This is a genomic window from Bordetella genomosp. 1 (assembly GCF_002261335.1).
Classification (GTDB): Bacteria; Pseudomonadota; Gammaproteobacteria; order Burkholderiales; family Burkholderiaceae_B; genus Bordetella.
Map to the genome: position 1 here is coordinate 1,467,827 of NZ_NEVL01000003.1, position 20,965 is coordinate 1,488,791.

The window sequence follows — 20,965 nt, forward strand, 5'->3', positions numbered from 1 at the left end:
GGCCAGGCGGTGTTCCAGGCGCAACCCGCCACGGCGGGTGCCTATGGCACCTTTGCCATAGACGCCAATGGCAACTGGACCTACCAGCTCGACAACGCCAATCCCGCCGTGCAGGCGCTCGGCGCCGACAAGTCGCTCACCGAAACCTTCACGGTGCGTTCGGCCGATGGTTCCAGCCATGACGTGACGGTGACCATCCAGGGCAGCAACGACGCGCCGGTGCTCTCGGGCGACGTGACCGGCTCGGTCACCGAGGACGGCGTGAAGACGGCCACCGGCCAGCTCAGCGCCACCGACGTGGACGCGACGGACACGCTCAGCTATACCGTGGTCGGCAACGCCCATGGCAGCTACGGCAGCTTTACCGTGGATGCCAGCGGCAAGTGGACGTTCACGCTCGACAACGCCGCAGCACAAGGGCTGAAGGGCGGCCAGGCGGTCACCGAGACCTACACGGTGCAGGTGAGCGACGGCCACGGCGGCACGGACACGCAAACGATCTCGGTCACGATCAACGGCACGGACGACGCGGCCATCATCACGCCGCACACCCCGGGCGCGGATCGCGGCACGGTCACGGAGGATGGCGGTCTCACCACCGGCGGCAAGCTCGACATCGCCGACCCGGACGCCGGCCAGGCCGTGTTCCAGGCCCAGCCCGCCACGGCGGGTGCCTACGGCACCTTTGCCATCGACGCCAATGGCAACTGGACCTACGCGCTCAACAACGCCAGCCTCGCGGTGCAGGCGCTCGGCGCCGACAAGTCCCTCACCGAGACCTTCACGGTGACGTCGGCAGACGGGTCGACGCATGACGTGACCGTCACGATCCAGGGCACGAACGACGCGCCCAGCCTGTCGGGCGCGCTGAGCGGCTCGGTCACCGAGGACGGCGTGACGACGGCCACCGGCCAGCTCACGACCTCCGACACGGACGTGACCGACACGCACACCTATGCCGTGGTGGGCAATGCCAGCGGCGCCTACGGCAGCTTTGCCGTGGACGGCAATGGCAAGTGGACGTACACGCTGGACAACGACGCCGCGCAGAAGCTGGTGGCCGGCCAGGTGGTCACCGAGGCCTACACGGTGCAGGTCAGCGACGGCCACGGCGGCACCGATACCAAGACCATCTCGGTCACGATCAACGGCACCGACGATGCGGCCATCATCACGCCGCACGCGCCGGGCGCGGATCGCGGCGCTGTCACGGAGGACGGCACGCTCGTTACCGGAGGCAAGCTCGACATCGCCGACCCGGACGCCGGCCAGGCCGTGTTCCAGGCCCAGCCCGCCACGCCGGGCAGCTACGGCACCTTCGCGGTGGACGCCAACGGCAACTGGAACTACCGGCTCGACAACGCCAACCCTGCTGTCCAGGCCCTGGGCGTGGGCAAGTCGCTGACCGAGACCTTCACCATCATCTCGGCCGACGGCGCCACGCATGACGTGACCGTCACCATCCAGGGCAGCAACGATGTTCCCACGCTGTCGGGCGACGTGAGCGGCAGCGTCACGGAGGACGGCACCCAGATTGCCAGCGGCAAACTCACCGGCGCCGACATCGACGTGGGCGACGCCCTCGCCTACGCCGTGGTCGGCAGCGGCCAGGGCACCTTCGGCAGCTTCACGGTGGATGGCACCGGCAAGTGGGCCTATACGCTGGACAACGCGGCTGCGCAGACCTTGCGCAGCGGCCAGGCCATCACCGAAACCTACACGGTGCAGGTGAGCGACGGCCAGGGCGGCACCGCCACGCAGGTGGTGAGCATCACCATCAACGGCACCGATGACGGCGCCGTCATCACGCCGCACACGCCGGGCGCCGACGCGGGCGTCGTGCGCGAAGATGGCCAGCTTTCCACGGGCGGCAAGCTCGACATTGCCGACCCCGATGCCGGTCAGGCGGTGTTCCAGCCGCAGCCCGGCACGGCGGGCGCCTACGGCACGTTTGCGGTGGACGGCGCCGGCAACTGGACCTACACCCTCGACAACGGCAACACCGCCGTGCAGGCGCTGGGCGCCGGCAAGTCGCTCTCCGAGACCTTCACGGTGCGCTCGGCCGACGGCAGCACGCACGATGTCACGGTCAGCATCCAGGGCACGAACGATGCGCCGACGCTCTCCGGTGACCCGACCGGCTCCGTGACGGAGGACGGCACCCAGACCGCGACCGGCACACTCACCGGTGCCGACATCGACACGGGCGACGTGTTGACCTATGCCGTGACCGGCGCCGCCAATGGCGCGTACGGCAGCTTTGCGGTCGACGCCAACACCGGGCGCTGGACTTATACGCTCGACAACGGCGCCGCGCAGGCGCTGAAATCGGGCCAGGCGGTGACCGAGACCTACACGGTCCAGGTCAGCGACGGCCAGGGCGGCACCGACACGCGTGTCGTCTCGGTCACCATCAACGGCACGGACGACGCGGCCATCATCACGCCGCACACCCCGGGCGCCGACACGGGCACGGTGCGAGAGGACGCCGCCCTGTCGACGGCCGGCAAGCTGGACATCGTGGATCCCGATGCCGGCCAGGCCGTCTTCCAGGCCCAGCCCGGCACGCCGGGCGCGTACGGCACGTTCGTGATCGACGCCAATGGTGCGTGGACCTACAGCCTCGACAACACTAGCCTCGCCGTGCAGGCGCTTGGGGCCGGCAAGTCGCTCGCCGAGACCTTCACGGTCAAGGCGGCCGACGGCAGCACGCACGACGTCACGATCACGATTCAAGGCACAAACGACGCGCCCACGCTGTCGGGCGAAGTGTCCGGATCGGTGACCGAAGACGGCACGCAGACCGCCACCGGCACGCTCACGGGTGCCGACATCGACACGGGCGACGTGTTGACCTACGCCGTGACCGGCGCGGCCCAGGGCACCTATGGCAGCTTTGCGGTCGACGCCAATACAGGACGCTGGACCTACACGCTCGACAACGCCGCCGCGCAGGCACTGAAGAGCGGCCAGAGTGTCGTCGAGAGCTACACCGTACAAGTCAGCGATGGCCAGGGCGGCACGGCCAGCAAGGTCGTGTCGGTCACCATCAACGGCACCGACGACGCGGCCGTCATCACGCCCCATACCCCGGGCGCCGACGCCGGCATCGTTCGGGAAGACGGCACGCTGCTCGCCACCGGCAAGCTAGACGTGGTCGACCCCGATGCGGGCCAGGCCGTGTTCCAGGCGCAGGCCGGCACCGCGGGCAAATACGGCAGCTTTGCCGTCGATTCCTCCGGTAACTGGACCTACAACCTCGACAACGCCAACGCCAATGTGCAGGCGCTGGGCAACGGCCGCTCGCTCACCGAGACCTTCACGGTCAAGTCGGCTGACGGCAGCACGCATGACGTGACGGTCACCATCCAGGGCACCAACGACGCGCCGAAGCTGTCCGGCGACGTGACCGGCTCGGTCACGGAAGATGGCGTGAAGACCGCCACCGGTCAGTTGACCGGCACCGACATCGACGTGGGCGACACGCTCAGCTACAGCGTTGCCGGCAGTGCGAGCGGCACCTACGGCAGCTTCGCCGTCGATGCCAACGGCAAGTGGACCTACACGCTGAATAACGCCGCGGCCCAGACGTTGGTGTCCGGCCAAGCGGTGACCGAGACCTACACGGCCCAGGTCAGCGACGGCCAGGGCGGCACCGACACCAAGGTCGTATCCATCACGATCAACGGCACCGACGATGCCGCCGTCATCACGCCGCACACCCCCGGGGCCGATCTGGGCACCGTGCGCGAAGACGCCACGCTCACCGCGGGCGGCAAGCTCGACATCGTGGACCCGGATGCCGGCCAGGCCGTGTTCCAGGCCCAGGCCGCCACCCAGAGCGCTTACGGCACCTTCGCCGTGGATTCGAGCGGTAACTGGACCTACAACCTCGACAACAGCAACCCGGCCGTGCAGGCGCTGGGCGCGGGCAAGTCGCTGACCGAGACCTTCACGGTCAAGGCCGCAGACGGTTCGAGCCATGACGTGACCATCACGATCCAGGGCACCAACGACGCGCCGACCTTGAGCGGCGATCAGACCGGTTCCGTGACGGAAGACGGCACGCAGACGGCCACCGGCCGGCTCACGGGCACGGATATCGACGTGGGCGACACCCTCACCTACGCCGTGACCGGTGCGGCCAAGGGCACCTATGGCGCCTTCGCGGTCGACGCCAACACCGGCCGCTGGACTTACACGCTCGACAACGGCGCCGCCCAGTCGCTGAAGTCCGGCCAGGCCATCACCGAAACCTACACCGTCCAGGTCAGCGACGGCCACGGCGGCACGGATACCCAGGTCGTGTCCATCACGATCAACGGCACCGACGATGCGGCCATCATCACACCGCGCCTGCCGGGTTCCGACACCGGCATCGTCCGTGAAGATGCCCTGCTTGCCACCGGCGGCAAGCTGGACGTCTTCGACGCCGACGCGGGCCAGTCCAGCTTCCAGGTGCAGGCCGCGACCAAGGGCGCCTATGGCACCTTCGCCGTCGATGCGAGCGGTAATTGGACCTATAACCTCGACAACGCCAGCCTCGCCGTCCAGGCGCTGGGCGCGGGCAAGTCGCTCACCGAGACCTTCACGGTCAAGTCGGCCGACGGCACCACGCACGACGTGACCGTCACGGTGCAAGGCACCAACGACGCGCCGACGTTGAGGGGCGACGTGACCGGCGCGGTCACCGAGGATGGCGTGAAGACCGCGACCGGCCAGCTCACCGGCACCGACGTGGACGCGGGCGACAAGCTCAGCTACGCGGTGATCGGCAGCAGTGCCGGCGCCTTCGGCAGCTTCGCCGTCGACGCCAATGGCAAGTGGACCTACACGCTCGACAACACGGCCGCGCAGGCCCTCAAGAGCGGCCAGTCCGTCACCGAGACCTACACCGTGCAGGTGAGCGACGGCCAGGGCGGCACGGACACGAAGACGGTCTCCATCGTCATCAACGGCACCGACGATGCCGCCATCATCACGCCGCACACGCCGGGCGCCGATCTCGGTACGGTCCGCGAAGACGGTCTGCTGGTCACTGGGGGCAAGCTGGATGTGAGCGACGCCGACGCCGGCCAGTCGACCTTCCAGGCGCAACTGGCCACCAAGGGCAGCTACGGCAGCTTTGCCATCGACGCCGCGGGCAACTGGAACTACCTGCTCGACAACGCCAATCCCGCCGTCCAGGCCCTCGGCGTGGGCAAGACCCTGACCGAGACCTTCACGGTCAAGTCGGCCGACGGCACCACGCACGACGTCACCGTCACGATCCAGGGCAGCAACGATGCCCCGATCCTGCGCGGTGACCAGACCGGCTCGGTCACGGAAGATGGCGTCAAGACGGCCACCGGCCAGCTCACCGGCTCGGACATCGACGTGGGCGACACGCTGACCTACTCGGTCACCAGCCCGGCCAATGGCGCCTTCGGCACGTTCAGCGTGGACGCCAACACCGGCAAGTGGACCTACACGCTCGACAATGCGGCGGCGCAGTCGCTCGCGTCCGGCCAGGCCGTCAACGAGGCCTACACGGTGCAAGTGAGCGATGGCCAGGGCGGTTTCGACACCAGGGTGGTGGTCATCACCATCAACGGCACCGACGACGCGGCCATCATCACCCCGCACACGCCGGGCGCCGACACCGGCATCGTCAAGGAAGACAGCCTGCTGCAGCTCACCACGGGCGGCAACCTGGATGTTTCCGACCCGGATGCCGGCCAGGGATACTTCCAGATCCAGGTGGCCACCAAGGGCGCCTATGGCAGCTTCGGCGTCGACGCGGCCGGTCACTGGACCTACGCGCTGGACAACGCCAACTTCAACGTCCAGGCACTGGGCGTGGGCAAAACGCTCACCGAGACCTTCACGGTGAAGTCGGCAGACGGCACCACGCACGACGTGACCGTCACGATCCAGGGCACCAACGACGCGCCCATCCTGCGCGGCGACCAGACGGGTAGCGTGACCGAAGACGGCACCAAGACGGCGACGGGCCAGCTCACCGGCATCGACATCGACGTGGGCGACCGGCTCAGCTACGCGGTCACGAGCCCGCCCAAGGGCACGTTCGGCACGTTCTCGGTCGATGCCAACACCGGCAAGTGGACCTACACGCTGGACAACGCCGCGGCGCAGACCCTGGTCGCGGGCCAGGCCGTGACCGAGGCGTACACCGTGCAGGTCAGTGACGGCCAGGGCGGTACCGACACCCGCGTCGTCGTCATCACGATCAACGGCGCCGACGACAGCGCGATCATCACGCCGCACACGCCCGGCGCCGATCTCGGCGCGGTAAAGGAAGACGGCACCCTCAGCACCGGCGGCAAACTCGACGTGTCCGACGCCGACGCGGGCCAATCGTTCTTCCAGACCCAGCTCGCCACGCCGGGCGCCTACGGCGTCTTCGGCGTCGATGCCAGCGGTAACTGGACCTATGTGCTGAACAACGCGAACCTCAACGTGCAGGCGCTCGGCGCGGGCAAATCGCTGACCGAGACGTTCACCGTCAAGTCGGCCGACGGCACAGCGAGCCAGGTCACGGTCACCATCCAGGGCACCAACGACGCCCCGAAGTTGACCGGCGATCAGACCGGTTCCGTGACCGAAGACGGCACGCAAACCGCCACCGGCAAGCTCACCGGCGTCGATATCGACGTGGGCGACACCCTCACCTACTCGGTGACGGGTGCGGCCAAGGGCACCTACGGCAGCTTCACCGTCGACGCCAATACCGGCCGCTGGACCTACACGCTCGACAACAGCGCCGCGCAGGTGCTGAAGTCCGGCCAGGCCGTGACCGAGACCTATACGGTCCAGGTCAGCGATGGCCAGGGTGGCACCGACACCAAGGTGGTAAACATCACTATCAACGGCACGGATGACGCGGCCATCATCAGGCCGCATGCGCCCGGCGCCGACGCGGGCGCGGTGCGCGAAGACACCACGCTCTCGACCGCCGGCAAGCTGGACGTCGTCGACCCCGACGCCGGCCAGGCCGTGTTCCAGGCCCAGACCGCGACCAAGGGCGCCTACGGCACCTTCGCCGTGGATTCGAGCGGTAACTGGACCTACAACCTCGACAACAGCAGCGTCGCGGTGCAGGCGCTCGGCGCCGGCAAGTCCGTCACCGAGACCTTCACGGTGAAGTCGGCCGACGGCACCGCCAGCCAGGTCACCGTGACGGTGCAGGGCACCAATGACGCGCCCAAGCTCTCGGGCGAGGTCACCGGCGCGGTGACCGAGGACGGCACGCAGACGGCCACGGGCAAACTCACCGGCGCGGACGTGGACGTGGGCGACACCCTGACCTACTCGGTCACGGGTGCCGCCAAGGGCACCTACGGCAGCTTTGCGGTCGACGCCAACACGGGCCGGTGGACCTACACGCTCGACAACGCTGCGGCGCAGTCGCTCAAGAGCGGCCAGGCCGTCGTCGAGACCTATACGGTGCAGGTGAGCGATGGCCAAGGCGGCACCGACACCAAGGTGGTGTCGGTCACCATCAATGGCACCCACGACGCCGCGATCATCACGCCCCATACCCCGGGCGCCGACGCCGGCACCGTTCGGGAAGACGGCACGCTGCTCGCCTCGGGCAAGCTCGACGTGGTGGACGTGGACGCGGGCCAGGCGACCTTCCAGGCGCAGGCCGGCACCGCGGGCAAATACGGCACCTTTGCCGTCGATGCCTCCGGTAACTGGACCTACAACCTCGACAACGCCAACGCCAATGTGCAGGCGCTGGGCAACGGCCGCTCGCTCACCGAGACCTTCACGGTCAAGTCGGCCGACGGCAGCACGCACGACGTGACAGTCACCATCCAGGGCACCAACGACGCGCCGAAGCTGTCCGGCGACGTGAGTGGTTCCGTGACGGAAGACGGCGTGAAGACCGCCACCGGCCAGCTCACCGGCGCGGATATCGATGTCGGCGACAAGATGAGCTATTCGGTCGTCGGCAACGCCACCAACACCTACGGCAGCTTCGCCGTCGATGCCAACGGCAAGTGGACCTACACGCTGAACAACACCGCGGCCCAGACGCTGGTGTCCGGCCAAGCGGTGACCGAGACCTACACGGTCCAGGTCAGCGACGGCCAGGGCGGCAACGACACCAAGGTCGTGTCCATCACGATCAACGGCACCGACGATGCCGCCGTCATCACGCCGCACACACCCGGCGCCGATCTCGGCACCGTGCGTGAGGATGGCACGCTGAGCACGGGTGGCAAGCTCGACATCGTGGATCCGGATGCCGGCCAGGCCGTGTTCCAGGCCCAGGCCGCCACCCAGAGCGCTTACGGCACCTTCGCCGTGGATTCGAGCGGTAACTGGACCTACAACCTCGACAACAACAACCCCGCCGTGCAGGCGCTGGGTGCCAACAAGACGCTGACCGAGACCTTCACGGTCAAGTCGGCCGACGGCACCGCCAGCCAGGTCACCGTGACCATCCAGGGCACCAACGACGCGCCGAAGTTGAGCGGCGATCAGACCGGTTCCGTGACGGAAGACGGCACGCAGACGGCCACCGGCAAGCTCACCGGCACCGACATAGACACCGGCGACACGCTCACCTACGCCGTCACCGGCGCGGCCAAGGGCGCCTACGGTCTGTTCGCGGTGGATCCCTCCACGGGCAAGTGGACCTATCTGCTGGACAACGGCGCGGCCCAGGCGCTCAAGAGCGGCCAGGCCGTGACCGAGACGTACACCGTCCAGGTCAGCGACGGCCAGGGCGGCACCGCCAGCCAGGTCGTATCCATCACGATCAACGGCACCGACGACGCCGCCATCATCACCCCCCGCCTGCCGGGTTCTGATACCGGCATCGTCCGCGAGGACGCCCTGCTCGCCACCGGTGGCAAGCTGGACGTGTTCGACCCGGACGCGGGCCAGGCCGTGTTCCAGGCCCAGGCCGCGACCAAGGGCGCCTATGGCACCTTCGCCGTCGATGCCTCCGGTAACTGGACCTACAACCTCGACAACGGCAGCCTCGCCGTACAGGCGCTGGGCGCCAACAAATCGCTGACCGAGACCTTCACGGTGAAGTCGGCCGACGGATCCACGCACGACGTCACCGTCACGGTGCAAGGCACCAACGACGCGCCGAAGCTCTCCGGCGACGTGACCGGCGCGGTCACCGAGGATGGCGTGAAGACCGCGACCGGCCAGCTCACCGGCACCGACATCGACGCGGGCGACACGCTGACCTACTCGGTCACCAGCCCGGCCAAGGGCGCCTTCGGCAGCTTCGCCGTCGACGCCAATGGCAAGTGGACCTACACGCTCGACAACACGGCCGCGCAGTCGCTGGCGGGTGGACAGTCGGTCACCGAAACCTATGTGGTACAGGTCAGCGACGGTCAGGGCGGCACCGACACGAAGGTGGTGAGCATCACCATCAACGGCACCGACGACGCGGCCATCATCACGCCGCACACGCCGGGCGCCGACACCGGCATCGTCAAGGAAGACAGCCTGCTGCAGCTCACCACGGGCGGCAACCTCGACGTGTCCGACCCGGATGCCGGCCAGGGCTATTTCCAGATCCAGGTCGCGACCAAGGGTGCGTACGGCAGCTTCGGCGTGGACGCGGCCGGCCACTGGACCTACGCGCTGGACAACGCCAACCTCAACGTCCAGGCACTGGGCGTGGGCAAGACCCTCACCGAGACCTTTACGGTGAAGTCGGCAGACGGCACCACGCACGACGTGACGGTGACCATCCAGGGCACCAACGACGCGCCCATCCTGCGCGGCGACCAGACGGGTAGCGTGACCGAAGATGGCGTCAAGACCGCGACGGGCCAGCTCACCGGCATCGACATCGACGTGGGCGACCGGCTGAGCTACGCGGTCACGAGCTCGCCCAAGGGCACGTTCGGCTCTTTCTCGGTCGATGCCAACACCGGCACGTGGACCTACACGTTGGACAACGCCGCGGCGCAGACCCTGGTCGCGGGCCAGGCCGTGACCGAGGCGTACACCGTGCAGGTCAGTGACGGCCAGGGCGGTACCGACACCCGCGTCGTCGTCATCACGATCAACGGCGCCGACGACAGCGCGATCATCACGCCGCACACGCCCGGCGCCGATCTCGGCGCGGTAAAGGAAGACGGCACCCTCAGCACCGGCGGCAAACTCGACGTGTCCGACGCCGACGCGGGCCAGTCGTTCTTCCAGGCCCAGCTCGCCACACCGGGTGCTTATGGCGTCTTCGGCGTCGATGCCAGCGGTAACTGGACCTATGTGCTGAACAACGCAAACCTCAACGTGCAGGCGCTCGGCGCCGGCAAGTCGTTGACCGAGACCTTCACGGTCAAGTCGGCCGACGGTACGGCGAGCCAGGTCACGGTCACCATCCAGGGCACCAACGACGCGCCGAAGTTGACCGGCGATCAGACCGGTTCCGTGACCGAAGACGGCACCCAGACCGCCACCGGCAAACTCACCGGCGTCGATATCGACGTGGGCGACACCCTCACCTACTCGGTGACGGGCGCAGCCAAGGGCACCTACGGCAGCTTCACCGTCGACACCAATACCGGCCGCTGGACCTACACGCTGGACAACAGCGCCGCCCAGGTGCTGAAGTCCGGCCAGGCCGTGACGGAAACGTACACGGTCCAGGTCAGCGACGGCCAGGGCGGCACCGACACGAAGGTGGTAAACATCACCATCAACGGCACGGATGACGCGGCCATCATCAGGCCGCATGCGCCCGGCGCCGACGCGGGCGCGGTGCGCGAAGACACCACGCTCTCGACCGCCGGCAAGCTGGACGTCGTCGACCCCGACGCCGGCCAGGCAGTCTTCCAGGTGCAGACCGCGACCAAGGGCGCCTACGGCACCTTCGCCGTGGATGCCTCCGGTAACTGGACCTACAACCTCGACAACAGCAGCGTCGCGGTGCAGGCGCTCGGCGCCGGCAAATCCGTTACCGAGACCTTCACGGTGAAATCGGCCGACGGCACCGCCAGCCAGGTCACGGTCACGGTGCAGGGCACCAACGACGCGCCCAGGTTGAGCGGCGACGTGACCGGATCGGTCACCGAAGACGGCGTGAAGACGGCGACCGGCCAGCTGACCGGCACCGACGTGGACGCGGGCGACAAGCTCGGCTACGCGATCGTGGGCAACGCCAGCAACGCCTACGGCAGCTTTGCCGTCGACGCCAACACGGGCCGGTGGACCTACACGCTCGACAACGCCGCGGCGCAGTCGCTCAAGAGCGGCCAGGCCGTCGTCGAGACCTACACCGTGCAGGTGAGCGACGGCCAGGGCGGCACCGACACCAAGGTGGTGAGCATCACCATCAACGGCACCGACGATGCGGCCATCATCACGCCGCGCACGCCGGGTGCGGACGCGGGCACGGTCAAGGAAGACGGCACGCTCACGGCGGGCGGCAAGCTCGACATCGTGGATCCGGACGCCGGCCAGGCCGTGTTCCAGGTCCAGGCCGCCACCAAAGGCAGCTACGGCACCTTCGCCATCGATGCCTCCGGTAACTGGACCTACAACCTCGACAACGCCAACACCAGCGTGCAGGCGCTGGGCAACGGCCGCTCGCTCACCGAGACCTTCACGGTCAAGGCGGCCGACGGCACCGCCAGCCAGGTCACGGTCACGATCCAGGGCACCAACGACGCGCCGAAGCTCTCCGGCGAACAGACCGGCTCGGTGACCGAGGACGGCACCCAGATCGCCACCGGCAAGCTCACCGGCACCGACGTGGACACGGGCGACCTGCTGACCTACTCGGTGACGGGCGCGGCCAAGGGCGCCTACGGGGCCTTCGCGGTGGATCCGCTCACCGGCCGCTGGACCTATGTGCTCGACAACGTGGCGGCCCAGGCGCTCAAGAGCGGCCAGGCCATCACCGAGACGTACACGGTGCAGGTCAGCGACAACCAGGGCGGCACCGACACCAAGGTGGTGTCGGTCACCATCAACGGCACCGACGACGGCGCCATCATCACGCCGCGCACGCTGGGTGCGGACACTGGCCTGGTCAAGGAAGACGGCACGCTCACGGCGGGCGGCAAGCTCGACGTACTCGATCCCGACGCCGGCCAGGCGGTGTTCCAGGTCCAGGTGGCCACCCGCGGCGCCTACGGCACCTTCGCGCTCGACGCGAGCGGCAATTGGAGCTACACGCTGGACAACGCCAGCGCATCGGTGCAGGCGCTGGGGGCCGGCAAGTTCCTCACCGAGACCTTCACGGTGAAGTCCGCCGACGGCACCAGCAGCCAGGTCACGGTCACGGTGCAAGGCACCAACGACGCGCCCAAGCTCTCCGGCGACGTGACCGGCACGGTCACCGAAGACGGCACGCAGACCGCCAGCGGCCAGCTGTCGGCCACCGACGTGGACACGGGCGACAAGCTCACGTACGCCGTGTCGGGCGCGGCCCGCGGCACCTACGGCAGCTTCGCGATCGACGCCAATACTGGCAAGTGGACCTACACGCTCGACAACAGCGCCGCGCAGGTGCTCAAGAGCGGCCAGGCCGTGACCGAGAGCTATACGGTGCAGGTGAGCGACGGCCAGGGCGGCGTGGACACCAAGGTGGTGAACGTCACCATCAACGGCACCGACGACGCGGCCATCATCACCCCGCGCCTGCCGGGCGGCGACACCGGCATCGTCAAGGAAGACAGCCTGCTGCAGCTCGCCACCGGCGGCAAGCTCGACGTGACCGACCCGGACGCCGGCCAGGCCAGCTTCCAGGCGCAGGCCGGCACCCGGGGCGCCTACGGCACCTTCGCCATCGACGCCTCCGGCAACTGGAGCTACAACCTCGACAACAGCAGCCTCGCCGTGCAGGCGCTCGGTGCCGGCAAGACGGTCACCGAGACCTTCACGGTGAAATCCGCCGACGGCACCGCGAGCCAGGTCACGGTCACGGCGCAAGGCACCAATGACCTGCCCAAGCTCTCCGGTGACGTGAGTGGCGCCGTCACGGAAGACGGCGTGAAGACGGCCACCGGCCAGCTCGCCGGCACCGACGTGGACGCAAGCGACACGCTCAGCTACGCGGTGATCGGCAACGCGGCCGGCACCTACGGCAGCTTCGCGGTCGACGGCACCGGCAAGTGGACCTACACGCTGGACAACGCGGCGGCGCAGGCGCTCAAGAGCGGCCAGAGCGTCACCGAGGTGTACACGGTGCAGGTCAGCGACGGCCAGGGCGGCACCGACAGCAAGCTCGTGACCATCACGATCAACGGCACCGACGACGCGGCCATCATCACGCCGCGCACGCCAGGCGCCGACGCCGGCATCCTGAAGGAAGACACCACACTCAGCGCCAGCGGCAAGCTCGACGTGGTCGATCCCGACGCGGGCCAGTCGTCGTTCCAGATCCAGCTCGCCAACAAGGGCAGCTATGGCACCTTCGCCATCGATGCCAACGGCAACTGGAGCTACAGCCTGGACAACGGCAACAGCGCGGTGCAGGCGCTCGGCGCGGGCAGGACGCTGAGCGACGTCTTCACGGTCAGGTCGGCCGACGGCACGACCAGCCAGGTCACGATGACGATCCAGGGCACCAACGACGCCCCCAAGCTCTCCGGCGCGCTTACCGGCAGCGTCACCGAAGACGGCACGCAGACGGCGAGCGGCCAGATGACGGCCACCGACATCGACGTCGGCGACGCCCTCACCTATGCGGTGAGCGGTGCGGCCAAGGGCACGTATGGCAGCTTCGCGATCGATGCCAACACCGGCCGCTGGACCTACACGCTGGACAACAGCGCGGCCCAGGTGCTCAAGAGCGGCCAGGCCGTGACCGAGACCTATACGGTGCAGGTCAGCGACGGCCAGGGCGGCACCGACACCAAGGTGGTGTCGATCACGATCAACGGCACCGACGACGTGGCGGTCATCACGCCGAGCAAGCCGGGCGACAACGCCGGCACGCTCAAGGAAGACACCACCCTTGCCGCCGGCGGCAAGCTCAACGTGGTCGACCCGGATGCGGGCCAGGCGGTGTTCCAGGCGCAGAGCGCGACCAAGGGCGCCTACGGCACCTTCGCCATCGATGCCAACGGCAACTGGAGCTACAACCTCGACAACGCCAATGCCGCGGTCCAGGCGCTGGGCGCCGGCAAGCTCCTGACCGAGACCTTCACGGTCAAGTCGGCCGACGGCACCGCGAGCCAGATCACCGTCACGATCAACGGCACCAACGACGCGCCGGTGCTGTCGGGCGCGGTCACCGGCACCGTCACGGAGGACGGCACGCAGACCGCCAGCGGCCAGCTGTCGGCCACCGACGTGGACACCGGCGACAAGCTCACCTACGCCGTGTCGGGCGCGGCCCGCGGCACCTACGGCAGCTTCGCCGTCGACGCCAGCACCGGCCGCTGGACCTACACGCTCGACAACGCGGCGGCCCAGGTGCTCAAGAGCGGCCAGGCCGTGACCGAGACCTATACCGTGCAGGTGAGCGACGGCCAGGGCGGCACCGACGCCAAGGTGGTGAGCATCACCATCAACGGCACCGACGACGCCGCCATCATCACGCCCAACACCGTGGGCGCAGACCTGGGCACCGTCAAGGAAGACACCACGCTCAGCGCGGGCGGCAAGCTCAACGTGACCGATCCGGATGCCGGCCAGGCCGTGTTCCAGGTGCAGACGGCCACCAAGGGCGCCTACGGCACCTTCGCCATCGATGCCAACGGCAACTGGACCTACAACCTCGACAACAGCAGCAGCGCCGTCCAGGCGCTCGGCGCCGGCAAGTCGCTCACCGAGTCGTTCGCGGTGAAGTCGGCCGACGGCACCACCAGCCAGGTGACGCTCACGATCCAGGGCACCAACGACGCCCCCACGCTCTCGGGCACGCTGACCGGCACGGTGGCGGAGGACGGCACGCAGACGGCCAGCGGCCAGATGACGGCCACCGACGTCGACACCGGCGACAAGCTCAGCTACGCCGTGTCGGGCGCCACCCGCGGCACCTACGGCAGCTTCGCCATCGACGCGAGCACCGGCAAGTGGACCTACACGCTCGACAACACCGCCGCGCAGCCGCTGAAGGCCGGGCAGTCGGTGACCGAGAGCTACACGGTCCAGGTCAGCGACGGCCAGGGCGGCACGGACACGAAGACGGTCACGGTCACCATCAACGGCACCGACGACGCCCCGGTCATCACCGGCCAGACCTCGGGTTCCGTGACGGAGGACGCGGTGCTGACGGCCACGGGCAAGCTCACCGTGACCGATGCCGACGCGGGCGAAAGCGGCGTCGTGGCACAGACCAACGTGGCGGGCAAGTACGGCACGTTCACGATCGATGCCGGCGGCAACTGGACCTACGTGCTCAACAACACCCTCGCGGCGGTGCAGAATCTCGCGGCCGGCGCGGTGCTGTCGGAGGCCTTCAACGTCACCGCGGGCGACGGCCGCACGATCCAGCCGATCACCGTGTCGGTGGTGGGCACCAACGACGCGCCGGTGTCGGCAGACAACGCGACCCGCATGAGCGCGGGCGGCAGCTACGCCTTCAAGACCGGCGACTTCGCCTTCAGCGACGGCGCGGAGGGCAACGCGCTCAAGAGCGTCACCATCACGCGCCTGCCCACCGACGGCACCCTCACCCTGAACGGCCAGGCCGTCACGGCCAACACCGCCGTGTCGGCGGCCGACATCCAGGCGGGCAAGCTGGTCTACACCTCGTCGTCCGCGGGCCTGGACACCTCGTTCGGCTTCAAGGTCACCGACACCGGCGGCACCGCCAACGGCGGCAAGGACACCTCGGGCGACTACAACTACGCCATCACCACCAACAACATCATCACCGGCGAGAACTCGAGCAGCAGCGGCATCCCGCTGGTCGGCGGCTCCGGCGACGACATCCTGCTCGGCGACAAGGGCGGCACGGTGGTCACGGTGGAGGCCGGCAAGAACTACAACATCGCGCTGGTGGTCGACACCTCGGGCAGCATGGCCTGGGGCCTGGACGGCACCAGCGGCGTGGCCTACGCCAACTCGCGCATCAAGCTGGTGAAGGATGCGCTGACCAACCTGGCCAACCAGCTGAGCACGCATGACGGCACGGTCAACGTGTCGCTGATCGGGTTCTCCACCGGCAGCAACCAGGTGCTGACGCTGCAGGGCCTGAGCAAGTCCAACCTGCAGAGCCTGCTGACCGCGATCAACGGCCTCACCGCCGATGGCGGCACCAACTACGAGGCGGCATTCAACACCGCGGTCTCGTGGTTCAACAGCCAGACGGCGGCCGGCAAGACGGCGGCGGCGGGCTATGAAAACCTGACCTTCTTCCTCACCGACGGCGACCCGACCTACTACATCAAGTCGACCGGCGCCCTGGGCGGCACGGGCAATTCGACCGACGCCACCACGCTGCAGGAATCGGTGAATGCCTACGCGCCGCTCAGCGGCCTGAGCAACGTGCACGCCATCGGCATCGGCAACGGCGTCAACGGCGACTACCTCAAGCTGTTCGACAACACCGGTGGCGGCGGCACCAGCTACGTGCCGGTGGGCAGCTCCACCGACACCACGATGGCGAACTTCAACACGACCGGCTCCGGCATCAACAACGTCAGCAACTGGTCCACCACCGGCACCGGCCTGCTGTCGGGCTCGGTCTCGCGCAGCAACAACGCGATGGCGATCACCGACTGGAACGGCGGCGCCTCCACCACCGCCACCAGCCCGTCGTTCTCGATCGCGTCCAACACCTACGCCAAGCTGAGCTTCAGCGCCAGTTCGAGCAACTTCGTGGCCGGCGACCAGTTCAACTGGACGGTGCAGCGCTACGACAGCGCGACCGGCAAGTGGGTCACCGTGGACAGCGGCAGCAACAGCTCGGGCTACAGCAGCACCACCACGATCGAGTCCAGGCTGCTCGCCTCGGGCACCTACCGCTTCGTGTTCGAGGTGGTCGACAACACCAACAACCTGCGCATGTCGACGATCTCGATCGACGACATCACCCTGGCCAGCTACGCGGCCAGCCAGGTCGTGATCGCGCCTACGGGCCAGGTCGACATCGTGCTCAAGGGCGAAGACCTGGCGGCGGCGCTGGAGCATGGCAGCTCGAGCACCGACCCCGCGCCGGTGGGCTCGGACACCATCAGCGGCGGGGCCGGCGACGACATCATCTTCGGCGACACCATCAACACCGACAGCCTCTCGTGGGGCACGGTGGCGGCGGGCTCGCACGACGGCCAGGGCATGAAGGCGTTGACCGACTACCTGGCCTACACCAGCGGCCACACGCCCACCAGCCAGGAGGTGTACGACTACCTCAAGGCCAACCACGCCTCGTTCAACGTGGCCGACGACACGCGCGGCGGCAACGACACGATCCGCGGCGGCACCGGCAACGACATCCTCTACGGCCAGGGCGGCGACGACACGCTCTATGGGGAAGACGGCAACGACACGCTGTATGGCGGTACCGGCAACGACTACCTCCATGGCGGTGCCGGCAACGACACCCTGGACGGCGGCAGCGGCAGCGACACCCTGATCGGCGGCAAGGGCAACGACACGCTCTATGGCGGCACCGGCAGCGACACCTTCCGCTGGGAGCTGAACGACCAGGGCAGCGTGGGCACGCCGTCGGTCGACGTCATCAAGGACTTCTCCACCGCCAAGCCGGCCGATGGCGGCGACGTGCTCGACCTGAAGGACCTGCTGATCGGCGAGAAGGACGGCACGCTGACGCAATACCTGAACTTCCAGAAGGACGGCAACAACACCGTCATCAACATCAACACCCAGGGCCAGATCGGCCAGGGCGCCGACCAGAAGATCGTGCTCGAGGGCGTCGACCTCACGCAGAACGGCACGCTCGACAACCAGGCGATCATCAACGACCTGCTGCAGAAGGGGAAACTCGACGTCAATCACTGATCCCCGCCCTCCGGGCGCCGCCCGGCGGCGCCCGCCGGCCTTTTTTGCGCAAGCCCGACAGGGCGACCCGGAAAGATGTGAAAATCAAGGCCATGCCATCGCCCCGCCGCTCTCGCCGGCTGCCTCCGTTGTGCCGTTGGGTCCTGCTCTGCCTGGCACTGGCCTGGAGCGGCAGCTTTGCCCTCGAGATCGACGCGCAACGGCTGCAGTCGCTGGCGGCGAGCCGCTACGGCGCGCGCGGCGAGCAGGCGATGGCGAGCTGGCTGGCGCTGTTGCGCACGCCCCCGCCGGCGGCCGACCGGGAGCGGCTGCGCATGGCCAATGCGTTCTGGAACACCCATCTGCGTTCGGGCGAAGATCCCGCGATCTGGGGCCAGCCCGACTACTGGGCCACGCCGCTGGAGTCGCTCGGCAAGGGCGCGGGCGATTGCGAAGACTTCGTGATCGGCAAGTACTTCACCCTGGTCGCGCTCGGCGTGGCGCCGCAGAAACTGCGCTTCATCTACGTGCGCGCGCGGCTCGGCGGCCCCGGCAGCAGCGACCAGGTCGCGCACATGGTGCTGGGCTACTACGAGACGCCCAATGCCGTGCCGCTCGTGCTCGACAGCCTCATCTCCCCCATCCTCCCCGCCACCGAACGGCGCGACCTGACGCCGGTCTTCAGTTTCAATGCCGAAGGCGTCTATGTCGACGGCCGCGCCGCCGCTCCGGTCGACCGACTGGGCCGCTGGCGCGATCTCCTTCAACGCATGGAACGGGAAGGCATACGCCCCTGACGCCAGGAAGATAAACAACCATGTCCATACTTCGACAGCTCTTGCTCAGCGTCACCCTGGCCATCGCCGTCATCCTGCTCGGCGCGCTGGCGCTCACCGTCAACGCGGCGCGCGAATACCTGTCGGGCCAGTTGCGGGTGCAGAGCAGCGACGCGGCCGTCTCGCTCGCCCTCTCGCTGTCGCAACCGGCCAACAACGATCCGGTGGTGCAGGAGCTGCTGGTGTCGGCGCTCTACGACGGCGGGCATTTCTCGCTGGTGCGACTGGCCGACCCGAACGGCAAGGTGCTGATCGAACGCCAGTCGCCGGCCGGCGCGCCCGAGGTGCCGGCCTGGTTCCGCTCGATCGCACCGCTCGACGCGGCGCCTGCCACCCACGCGGTGAGCGACGGCTGGACCCAGATCGGCACGGTCACGCTGCAGGCCAACGACGCCTATGCCTGGCAGTCGCTGTGGCAGGGCAGCCTGCGCATCGCCGCGCTGATTCTGGGCGCGGGGCTGCTGTGGGCGCTGTTCGCCTTCGCCCTGGTGCGCTGGATCAAGAACCGCCTGCTGCGCGAGATCAGCGAACACGTGCGCGGCATCGGCCAGGGTGCGCCTGCCGGCCAGGTCGCGGTGCGCGTGCCGGAGCTGTCGGACGTGGTGGACGCGCTCAACCAGACGCGCGAACGCATCCACGCCAGCGTCGAAGAACAGAACGCCAAGATCGAGTCGCTCGAGCTGGAGGTGAATCTCGATCCGGTCACCGGCCTCACCAACCGCAAATACTTCCTCAACGAGATGCGGCGCCTGCTCGAGACCGGCGCGAGCGGCGCGTCCGGCGGCCACATTCTCATCTTCCGCCAGCGCGACCTGGCCGATCTCAATCGCCACCTGCCGCGCGAGTTCATCGACCAATGGCTGCGCAGCACCTGCGACCGCGTGCTCGCCACGTTGCAACGCATGCAGGCCGCGCCCTCGCTGGTGGGCCGCCTGAACGGCTCCGACTTCGGCGTGCTGCTGCCCGGCCGCGCCGCGCCGCAGGCCCTGGCCATCGCGGAGGCGGTGCGCGCCGACCTGCACGCCTCGCGCATCCCGGTGGGCGAAGGCCACCTGTGCCGCTGGGCCCTCGCCCTCGCGGATTATGTGGGTGCGGTGCAGACGGGCGCGGTGCAGACCGGCGCCGTGCAGACGGGCGCGGTGCAGACGGGCGCGGTGCAGACCGGCGCAACGCACGCCGGCCCCGCACAGGCCAGCACGGTGCTGGGCCGCCTCGATTTCGGCCTGATGCGGGCCGAGAGCGCGGGCGACGACCACGTGGTGCTGGTCGACGAGACCGATGCGCAGGGGCCGTCCGAGGCCGGCAAGCTGGCCTGGCAAGGCACGCTCTCGGCCGCGCTGGCCGACCATCGCTTCGGCCTGGCCACCGATCCGCTGGTCACCGCGCAGGGGGTGCCGGTGCGCACCGAGGCGACCCTGATGCTGCACGACGTCGACGGCCGCCCGCCCCTGCACGCCACGCTGTTCATCCCGCCGGCGGTGCGACTCGGCCTCGTGGCCGAGTGCGACCTCGAGGCCGTGGCGCTGGGCCTGGCGTGGCTGGATGAACATCCGGGCGAGCTGGCGGTGCGCATCGCCCTGCCCTCGCTGCGCAGCCCCGCCTTCCTGACCCACCTGGCCGACCGGCTCGAGGCGCAGCCGGCGCTGGCCGCGCGACTGTTCGTCGAGGTAGACGCGCACGGCCTGGTCGAGGCGCCGCAGGACGTCGCCGCCCTGGGCCGGGTGCTCAACCATGCCGGCGCGCGGCTGGGCTTGCGCCGCCTGGCCCAGCAGTTCGCCGCCGTGGCGCAGCTGCACACCGTGCCGCTCGCCTATGTAAAGCTGGGCGGCGGCTTCGTGGGCGGCATGTCGCAAAGCCCCGGCAGCCAACAGCTCACGGCCTCCGTGCTGCAGACGGCGCGCAGCCTGGGCATCGAGGTCTACGCGGAGGATGTGCCCGACGCGGCGACGCGCCGCATCCTGTCGGGCCTGGGCATCGACGTCATGCGCGGGCCCGGCGTCATGCCGCAGAACCAGGGCGACTGAGCCGTCCCTGCACGATCACCCGTGCCGGCGCGCCGCGCCGGTGCCTCGTGCCGGTCCCTTGTGCCGGTGCCTTGTGCCGGCGCGCCTGCGGCCACCCTGCGGACGGCCCCCGCTCGCCCCCCGCTCGCCCCCCGCTCGCCCCCCGCTCGCCCCCCGCTCGCGCCCCGATTGCCGCCCCCTGCGCGCGCCACCCTGCGGGTGCCCCCGCGGGCGCCCTCTGCAGGCCCC

Annotated in this window: 3 protein-coding genes (1 of these 3 only partly in view); all 3 read left to right on the forward strand. The window is 68.8% G+C overall.

The window, feature by feature from the left end; translation table 11 throughout:
- On the forward strand, positions 1 to 17,898 hold the 3' portion of the coding sequence (locus tag CEG14_RS26385) for a VCBS domain-containing protein (protein ID WP_094827138.1). The gene continues 15,576 nt to the left of window position 1, outside the view; the window shows 17,898 of its 33,474 coding nt (coding positions 15,577-33,474); its start codon lies off the left edge, out of view; it ends in the stop codon at positions 17,896 to 17,898.
- A gap of 92 nt (positions 17,899 to 17,990) precedes the next feature.
- Positions 17,991 to 18,674: a transglutaminase-like cysteine peptidase gene (locus tag CEG14_RS15090; protein ID WP_094827563.1), complete on the forward strand. Its 684-nt coding sequence runs from the start codon at positions 17,991 to 17,993 to the stop codon at positions 18,672 to 18,674.
- A gap of 20 nt (positions 18,675 to 18,694) precedes the next feature.
- Entirely contained in the window at positions 18,695 to 20,737 is a 2,043-nt protein-coding gene (locus CEG14_RS15095; protein WP_094827139.1) for a bifunctional diguanylate cyclase/phosphodiesterase, read from the forward strand.
- The last annotated feature ends 228 nt before the right edge of the window (positions 20,738 to 20,965 follow it).

Bases quoted from the DNA above. Each gene is read 5' to 3' on its own strand.
- CEG14_RS15090 (WP_094827563.1), top strand. From the start codon at position 17,991: ATGCCATCGCCCCGCCGCTCTCGCCGGCTGCCTCCGTTGTGCCGTTGG.
- CEG14_RS15095 (WP_094827139.1), top strand. From the start codon at position 18,695: ATGTCCATACTTCGACAGCTCTTGCTCAGCGTCACCCTGGCCATCGCC.